We start from the raw sequence: 4,916 nt of genomic DNA, 5'->3' as shown, positions 1-4,916 counted from the left end.
CTTCCGGCTCGGTGTCAGGCGCGGCAAATGGGAGCTCGCTCTGCTGAGCTTCCCCCACGCCTACGTGCGCATCGTGGCGCCTGTCCGTGACCGGGGGCCCGACGCCTTCCTGCTGCGGCTGGAATGCACCGGCTACCGCGCCACGGCGCCGACGGCGGCGCTTTGGGACGGCCAGCGCAACATCGCCCTGCCCCTCGAACAGCGCCCGCGCCAGGCCAACGGCCAAGTCGTGATCGCCTTCAGCCCTGGCTGCGGCGAGTGCCTCTACCACCCCATCGATCGGCAGGCTCGCAGCCACTGGCCCAACCAGCACGCGGACCTCGCCTGGGGTCCCGACAGCGACATCGTCACCTTCCTGGAGCGCGTCCATGATCTTCTCCACGATAGCGAATATCATTCGTCGGCTGCGCCGGCGTCCGCGGCTCGTCTTGACGGCGGACCTCTGGACACGGCTTCTCACCGAGCTGCGTGATCGCGGCGGCGGGGTGCGGGAGGCCGGCGCCTTCCTGCTCGGCCGCCGCACCGCCGACGGCAGGCGCCGGATCGAAGCCTTCCTGCCCTACGACGAGATCGACCCCCACTGTCTGCGCGGCTGGATCCACTTCGACGGCTCGCGCATGGACGAGGTCTGGCGGCGCTGCGCGGCCCTGAACCTGAGCGTCGTGGGCGACGTGCACACCCACCCAGGCGGCTACGGCCAGAGCCACGTCGACCAGGCGAACCCGATGATCCCCGAAGTCGGGCACATGGCCCTGATCATTCCCAACTTCGCCAACCGCACCTACGGCCCCGGCGAGGTCGGCGTATACGAGTACCGCGGCGCTGCGGGCTGGCGCGACCACAGCCGCCACGGCGCAAAAGCCCTTCGTCTGGAGACGGGCCGATGAGCCTTGCGATCGCCGATGATCGCGCCGCCCAGCTGCTGGTCGCCACAGACCCATTGCTGGACTTTCCCGCCGCGCAGGCGCGCCTCGAGCGCGCCAGCCTCCTCTTGACGTGGGATGGCGAGGCGGCTGAGCCCTGGATGCAGGCGGCCCTGCTGGCCATCGCCCGGTGCGGGCGCCGGATGTTCCGCGGCGGCCTCTACATGGGCGCCGACACAGGCGCCCCCGGGCGGCTGCGCCTAGGCCCCGCCGGGGCCTTCCGCCCACAGCTAGTGGCCGAGGGCGCGCGCACGACACCCCCACCCCCCGACGCCCTGCGCCTGCACGTCGGCGCGGGCGGCGGCGACGCCCGGATCGTATGCTGGGCCGATGGCTGGACCGGCGTGGTCGCGCCGCGCGCGCTCGGCGAGCGGGGCCGGGCGGGCAACGAGATCAGCGGGGTCCTGGCGGCGGCCATGGGCTTGGCGGAGGCGTTCCGGATCGCCGTGCTGGGCGATCTCCGCGCGGGGCGGCGCTTGAAGCGCCTCTCCGCCTGGGGCCCGTCCGAGCCCGCAACGCCCGAAATTACCTGCCTGCCGGCCTCCGCCTGGCTGCTGGGTCTGGGCAATCTCGGCCAAGCCACCCTCTTCGTGCTGGGCTTGCTGCCGTATGCGCACGGCGGCGACCTGGCCCTGGTGTTGCAGGACTTCGATGTCCCAGGGCCCGAGAATCTGCCCGTCCAGATCCTCACTGAGCCCAGCTGGATCGGTCGGCGCAAGGCGCGGGGGTGCGGGGATTGGGCCGAGCGCCGCGGCTTCCGCACGGCGCTTGTCGAAACGGCCTTCACCCCGCTGACGCGGCCGGGACCGACGGATCCGCGCCTGGTGCTGGCGGGCGTCGACAACCTGGATGCCCGCCGCTGGGCAGCCGAGGCGGGCTTCGATCTGGTCGTGGACGCCGGGCTGGGTGCCACTTCCGCCGACGCCTTCGACCTGCGCCTCCACGCCTTCCCAGGCTCGCGCTCGGCGCTGCAAGCCTGGCCCGAGGCGGCGCCTGACGCGCCGAGGGCTCTCAACCCCGCGCTTGAGAAGGCCGTGGCCGAGGGCCGCCTCGACCGCTGCGGCGCCATGACCATCGCCGGCAAGAGCGTGGGGGTGCCCTGCACCGCCCTGGCGGCGGCGGCGCTCCAGGTGGGTCAGGCCTGCCGCGCCCTGGCCACCGGCCGGTGCTGCGACCTGATCGACGCGAGCCTGGCCGACAGTGGGGAACGCCTCTTCAAGGTAATGGCCCCAGAACTACGGTCCCTGGCCTTCGCACCGGCCTACCATCCGTAGAGGGATTCAGGTTGGGTTGTCTGCCAGGGGCTAACGCCGGATCCGGCCGGCGTAGGGATGGTCGTCGTCGACCAGGACGGCGCTCTCTTCCACCTCGCCACGGGCGGACCCCGCCCCGTTCATGTCGCGATGGACGACGACATGCGGCGTGTGGGACAGCAGCAGGTCGTTGTCCGGGTCAGAGCTGCTCGTGGCGTTGACCACCAGATGGCCAAGGATGGCGCGGGCGCCGTCGGCGGTCAGGTGGGTGGACGAGCGGTCCATCAACTCCGTCACCCAGACATAGTGCGGCAGGGCGCGGTCGAGCAGCTCCACCTTCACCGAGTCAGCCACGTCCGACTGGGACAGGTGGTGACGATAGCGAGCCGCGCTGGTCAGATAGGTGCGCCGCACGAGCCGGTCGGCGAGGACGGCGTCGAAGAAGCTGCGAACGCCTTGGCCTGCGGCCTGGGACGACTGCTCGGAAAGCTCCGCGAAATGGGCGCCCAACTCGATCGCTTGGCGCTGCAGGAAATCGCGGGCCACGATGTCGGCGCGGTGGGCCGGCAGGAACACCCGCGGCGGCAGCGGCACGAACATGTGCGAGACGGCGCCGTCCACAGTGAGGACGTCCGCGCCATTCATCATTAGCCGGCCCCTGGGCAGCTGATCGGCGTCGGCCGCGCGCAGGGGCAGCAGCCGATATGGCCCCCGCTGGTCGTCGTTGACCAGGAGGGCGCGCGCGAAGCAGTCGTAGGTCTGGCCCGGAGCGATGGCCGCGCCTGGGGCCTCCACATAGCCGACGGCGGTCACGGCGTGCCCGACGTCGTCCATGGCCAGGATCACGGGCAGTCCGGAGTCCAGATAGCGCAGCACCATGCTGGCGGCGTAACCGAGGGGAAGGGAGAGCCCCTGGCCCTTGAAGACGTCGAAGAGCGGCTGATGACCCATGCCCCGCAGCGCTCGGATCATGTGCGCGGGATTGAGGCCGTCGGACCCGGCCGGCAGGACGCGGCTGAGGATGGCGTCAGTGGGCGTCACCGCCAAGCGCGTGATGTCCGCCATGGTGAAGCGCGGCGTGCGGTGCCGGATGTGGACAGGCAGGGAGGCCATCCAGATCGCCGCCTGCGCGCAAGCCCCGACCTTGGCCTCCTGCTGGATGAAAGGAGCGCCTTCAACATGCAGTTCCGCGCCGGCCAGGTGGACCCGCGTGCGGGCGCGGGCGGCGCGCCGGACGATCAGGCCGTCGTCAGGCTCGGGGAACCTAAGCACGGTGCGGCCGATCGGGCCCTGGGAGATGGGCCTAACGACGACGAAGCCGAGATAGCCCCGCGCCTCGAGCGCCTCGCCCTGGCCGGCGAACGGCCCTTCGAGGATGTCGCTGACGTCCTCGGCGAAGAGATGCACCCGCTTGGTGTGCCGCGGATAGTCCTTGAAGGCACCCGCGTAGAAGGTCTGGTAGTCGGCTGAATAGTCGAGGTCGGTGTAGGGCTGCTCGACAACGGCGAACTTCGCGCCCAGCTCCATGGCGTGGGCGATCACGGCGTCGGCCGCCGCATTGGAGCGATCGCCCACGAGCATGCTGCGAAGGAGTTGGGCGCCGTTGGCGTCAAGCGGCAGCGCATTGAGCGTGAGGCGCATCCGGCTCGACTACCTATGTTCGACGGAGTGGGAAGCCGGTCAGCGGAAGGCGAACTGCGCCGCGGTGGTCAGCACCAGCCCCGCGCGGACCTCGCTCTGCTCGATCTCCTGGCGGGCTTCGTCGGACACATAGCCTACGAAGCCGAGCTCGCGCAGCTTGACCACGCGCGTGTTGGACGGAACGCCGCCGAGCTTGAGCTCACGCACCTGCGCCGTCTCATCCACGTTTCGGTCGCCCTCGCCTGCTGGCGGTGATGAGTCCATTATTCCCAATCCGTGTCAATCAGGCTGACATCGCGGCTGGCTATCTGCGTTGGCTTCCGCCTGAATGCAACCAATGGCGTGAAGAAATTGCTTTTCTGAACGTGGCCCGGACATGACCGTTCCAGCGATTTTGGCTGCCCCCTTCATCAAGCCCAGCCTCAAGACCTGGCCCTTCGGCGACCCGGCGAGACGTCGGCCACGCTCGCCGTCGCGGGCCGTTGGGCCGCGGCCGGTGGGCGCGCGCGCCGGTGGATGCGCGCCGAAAGGCCACGCGAGGCGAGGAGGTCCAGCAGGCCCGCGAGGGTCGCGTAGGGGGCGCAACTGCCGCCGTAGAGGACCGCGACACCCGCCCAGTCGTCCAGGAGAATCCGCTGTAGTTCAGCCTCGTGCCCGGCCGGCTCGGTGCGCAGCCAGAACAGACAGTCGGACAGCACAACGGGCCCGCCCGCGATCCGCACCAGCTTGCGGCGATCCGGGCGGCCGACCCGGGGCAAGAGAAGTGCGGGTTGATCGTCGAGGTCGGCGGGACGGGTGGAACGACGGGCCGACGGCCTCCAGACGCCGTGCCGCAGGTCCGTGGTGTGCACGAACGGGACACCGGCCGCGCCATCGGGCGTCTCGTGGACGGCTGTTGCGCCGCGGCCCACGACGACCGCGTAATCCGCGTGCAGCCGGCGCACCTCGGCGGCTTGCGGCGGGAGTCGCCAGGCGTTCGAGGGCAGGCGACCGCGGACGATGCGAAGCTGGGCGACCGCGACGGCGCGGCCGTCGAAGACCGAGCCGACGCTTGCTTCCAGGACCGCGACGCCATAGCGCGAGCCGATCGCCGCCCGAG

General features: G+C 70.8%; 6 protein-coding genes. 3 read left to right on the top strand and 3 right to left on the bottom strand.

Annotated elements, in window-relative coordinates; genetic code table 11:
* The 3 genes from QZV94_RS23355 to QZV94_RS23345 all read left to right on the top strand — a co-directional run.
* Positions 1-472 (top strand): hypothetical protein (locus QZV94_RS23355; RefSeq protein WP_293682605.1); only part of this gene is annotated, 472 nt, incomplete at its 5' end.
* Positions 429-887 carry a hypothetical protein gene (locus QZV94_RS23350; RefSeq protein ID WP_293682603.1) on the top strand — a complete coding sequence of 153 codons (459 nt, stop codon included), beginning with the start codon at positions 429-431 and terminating at the stop codon, positions 885-887. The genes QZV94_RS23355 and QZV94_RS23350, both read left to right, overlap by 44 nt.
* A complete protein-coding gene (locus tag QZV94_RS23345; RefSeq protein ID WP_293682601.1) occupies positions 884-2,197 on the top strand; it encodes a hypothetical protein in 1,314 nt (437 codons plus the stop codon). Before QZV94_RS23350 ends, QZV94_RS23345 begins: the two co-directional genes overlap by 4 nt.
* A 30-nt stretch (positions 2,198-2,227) precedes the next feature.
* On the opposite strand, the gene QZV94_RS23340 is transcribed toward QZV94_RS23345, so the two are convergent.
* The 3 genes from QZV94_RS23340 to QZV94_RS23330 all read right to left on the bottom strand — a co-directional run.
* Positions 2,228-3,817, bottom strand: coding sequence for a hypothetical protein (locus QZV94_RS23340; protein ID WP_293682599.1), 1,590 nt, complete (start codon positions 3,815-3,817; stop codon positions 2,228-2,230).
* A gap of 39 nt (positions 3,818-3,856) precedes the next feature.
* Positions 3,857-4,081: a hypothetical protein gene (locus QZV94_RS23335; protein WP_293682597.1), complete on the bottom strand. Its 225-nt coding sequence runs from the start codon at positions 4,079-4,081 to the stop codon at positions 3,857-3,859.
* A 158-nt stretch (positions 4,082-4,239) separates the two neighbouring features.
* A partial coding sequence (locus tag QZV94_RS23330; RefSeq protein ID WP_293682595.1) for a hypothetical protein occupies positions 4,240-4,916 on the bottom strand: 677 nt, incomplete at its 5' end.

Origin of the sequence: uncultured Phenylobacterium sp. (assembly GCF_902826855.1) — a bacterium.
GTDB lineage: Bacteria > Pseudomonadota > Alphaproteobacteria > Caulobacterales > Caulobacteraceae > Phenylobacterium.
This window is presented reverse-complemented; position numbering and strand designations above follow the sequence as displayed.

Coding starts and splice junctions, on each gene's coding strand:
- QZV94_RS23345 (WP_293682601.1), top strand. CDS start 884: ATGAGCCTTGCGATCGCCGATGATCGCGCCGCCCAGCTGCTGGTCGCC.
- QZV94_RS23335 (WP_293682597.1), bottom strand. CDS start 4,081: ATGGACTCATCACCGCCAGCAGGCGAGGGCGACCGAAACGTGGATGAG.
- QZV94_RS23340 (WP_293682599.1), bottom strand. CDS start 3,817: ATGCGCCTCACGCTCAATGCGCTGCCGCTTGACGCCAACGGCGCCCAA.